This is a genomic window from Bartonella sp. TT67HLJMS (assembly GCF_042193375.1).
GTDB classification, from domain to species: Bacteria; Pseudomonadota; Alphaproteobacteria; order Rhizobiales; family Rhizobiaceae; genus Bartonella; species Bartonella grahamii.
In genome coordinates, this window is the sequence record NZ_JBHILP010000048.1 from 1 (window position 1) to 580 (window position 580).

Genomic DNA, 580 nt, shown 5'->3' on the forward strand with positions numbered 1-580 from the left:
GTTTTTGTTCTCACAGCGAAAGCTCCTAGAATGGGATCAGGACAAGGCTCTGAGAGGGGGCTAAAACTTGGCATAGGAATATAAGAGCCATCAGCTGGCAACACATTGATGAGTTCATCGGTAAAGCTGCCATTAATGTCAGCCACATCAGGCCGATAATCAGCGATTGGGAAGAAAGCCATTGAGAACCCCATTAGCAGAATATTTGAAGAACCTTTTCGACAGGATATTTCAAATCGACAAGGCTTATTTTTTAAACGACAAGATCCGGATCAGACTATAAATCATATCACTCAGACTCTAGAAATGAAGGCACGGTGATACATTCAGCGGTAAAATTCCACCAACACCAACTCAGCCCTCAATCCTTGATTTTTTTTAAAATTTCATTGGAAGAATATTTGAAGTATTTTTTCGCCGGGATGTTTCGAATCGCAACACTTGAAGCTGTTCTTGATAATCTCTAAAAGAAACAGCAGCATATTCGGAATCTTTGAGGATATTTTTATAGAGCTCATATTTTGCACGTGCTTTAATGAGATCGAATGCATAAAGCAACCAAGGATTATTCTCCTCCATT

The 580-nt window shown here is 39.5% G+C and carries 2 pseudogenes; both read right to left on the reverse strand.

The annotated features are described in order from the left end of the window. Positions 1–182 (reverse strand): annotated as a pseudogene (locus ACFIJQ_RS08895) (hypothetical protein); the annotation flags it as partial. A gap of 196 nt (positions 183–378) precedes the next feature. Continuing rightward, positions 379–580: pseudogene (locus tag ACFIJQ_RS08900) on the reverse strand (hypothetical protein); the annotation flags it as partial.